4 protein-coding genes are annotated in these 1,864 nt (G+C 43.9%); 1 reads left to right on the forward strand and 3 read right to left on the reverse strand.

Features of this window, described 5'->3' with window-relative positions:
• Positions 1 to 15: 15 nt before the first annotated feature.
• A complete protein-coding gene (locus F6K38_RS40800; protein ID WP_287360529.1) occupies positions 16 to 414 on the reverse strand; it encodes a hypothetical protein in 399 nt (132 codons plus the stop codon).
• Positions 415 to 586: 172 nt separating this feature from the next.
• Positions 587 to 871, reverse strand: coding sequence for a type II toxin-antitoxin system Phd/YefM family antitoxin (locus F6K38_RS40805; protein WP_287360531.1), 285 nt, complete (start codon positions 869 to 871; stop codon positions 587 to 589).
• A gap of 235 nt (positions 872 to 1,106) precedes the next feature.
• On the opposite strand from F6K38_RS40805, the gene F6K38_RS40810 reads away from it, so the two are divergent.
• Entirely contained in the window at positions 1,107 to 1,271 is a 165-nt protein-coding gene (locus F6K38_RS40810) for a hypothetical protein (protein WP_287360532.1), read from the forward strand.
• Here F6K38_RS40810 and F6K38_RS40815 read toward each other — a convergent pair.
• A partial coding sequence (locus F6K38_RS40815; RefSeq protein ID WP_287360534.1) for a GTP-binding protein occupies positions 1,253 to 1,864 on the reverse strand: 612 nt, incomplete at its 5' end. The two genes, F6K38_RS40810 and F6K38_RS40815, sit on opposite strands and share 19 nt — an antisense overlap.

Genomic DNA, 1,864 nt, shown 5'->3' on the forward strand with positions numbered 1-1,864 from the left:
AGGTGTAGTTTGGTGTTAAGATTGCTGAGTTTCCTGCAAATCTTGCAGGGCACCGATAACAAAACTAGCAGCCGGATGGTTCAGCAGTTGCTCAAAAGCACTGACACCACCAGCTTTCAAGGCACTGAGTACTCTATTACTCAAACCAGGGTTAGTGTCAATCTGCTCAACTGCTGCTGCTGCGACCTTCATCTTTCCAGTGGTAGTATCGGTAGGGTAAGTTTTGTCTAAGGTCTCTAGTAATTGTTGAATCTCTGCTGCAGCTTTAGCGAGGTTTTGTTTTTGCTCTGGGTTATTATTGTAATAATCGCCCTCGACGTAAGCACCTTGGTCCCTGAAGTTGCTGTGACGGTAGTTTCTACCTACTGTTTCACGGTAATCCCTACCAGCTTGAATATTGCGATCGCCACTCATAACTAATTTCTCCTTAGCCCCTCACGGTAAAGCCAATCCTATATCCCTTTTCAGCCATGAGCACCCTCAATGCACTAAAAATGGGAGTATCAGCTGTATTGTAGCTAGATTCGTAAGAGATTGACTGAATGTCAACTCTGTTAATTCAGCAATGCCGTCTTTCTTACCCTTCTCACGACTCAATCCCTAATTCCTCTTTCAATTCTTCCAAACTTTGAGGAGTAGCTTCTTCTGACTCTGCCCATTCCAAAGCCCTAAACAGGCGCTTGGCATTTTCTGGCGATCGCAATAGGTAAATAGTTTCTAAGATACCGGACAATTCATCTTCAGCAATTAATGCGACATTTTTCTGGTTATCACGCTTGATGACGATAATTTGGCGTTGATTGTAAACTTGATCGAGGAGGCTAGCTAGGTTAGCTTTTGCTTGAGAATAGGTAGTTTCCCGACTTAACATCGTTTCATTGAGGCTGACTTGTAGATCATTATTGTATATACCTCAAATTGAAACTGCACCGTAATCTGATCCGGTGCAGCTCCTAAAAGCTGTTTGATCCGATGGTTGGAATGGGAATCTTGGTAGAACAGGCATCTTGCCTGTTACAATTACCGGTATTTTGGTAGAACAGGCATCTTGCCTGTTACAATTACCGGTATTTTGGTGAAATGGGCATCTTGGTGGAATAGGCATCTTGGTAGAACAGGCATCTTGCCTGTTACAATTGCCGGGCAGGCAAGATGCCCACCCCACTGATGTTCATCCCACCCCTCAGCAATGCCGGATTTTTGCCCGATTCCCGATTCCCGATTCCCGATTCCCGATTCCCGATTCCCTTTATTACCCAAATACCTCCTGAATTCGTAACTGCTCCAACCCTCGCCCAATCAAGACCAAGAGAGTCTGACGCTTTTCATCAGCTTGCCAAGGACGGTCAAAGAAACTCTCAATGCGATCGCCTACTCCTTGGATCACCATCCGCATCGGTTTATTAGCAACATTCACAAATCCCTTAATGCGATAAATCTCTTGCTGTTGCACCAATTGTCGTAATTTTGTCTTGATTACCTGTGGATCAAATGCCTGATCTAAAATGATATTAACTGAATTAATATCATCATCATGGTCATGGTCTTCTTCATGGTCATGATGGCTAGGACGGGAGTCTAAATTATCTTCTACTCCGGCATTAAATCCTAGCAGTAAATCAGGACTAATGTCTCCCTCGTGACAAGGAACAACTTTCACACTACTTGGTAACTGCTGTTGCAACCAATTGTTTACTTTGGTTTGAGTAGGACTATCCACTAAATCCACTTTAGTCAACAGCACCATATCAGCACAAGCTAGCTGGTCTTCAAACAATTCCTCGATGGGAGTTTCATGTTCCAAGGTTGGGTCAGCCTGACGTTGGGCTTCTAAAGCATTGATATCGCTGACTAAAGTACCAGC

Origin of the sequence: Moorena sp. SIO3B2 (genome assembly GCF_010692525.1) — a bacterium.
Taxonomy (GTDB): Bacteria; Cyanobacteriota; Cyanobacteriia; order Cyanobacteriales; family Coleofasciculaceae; genus Moorena; species Moorena producens.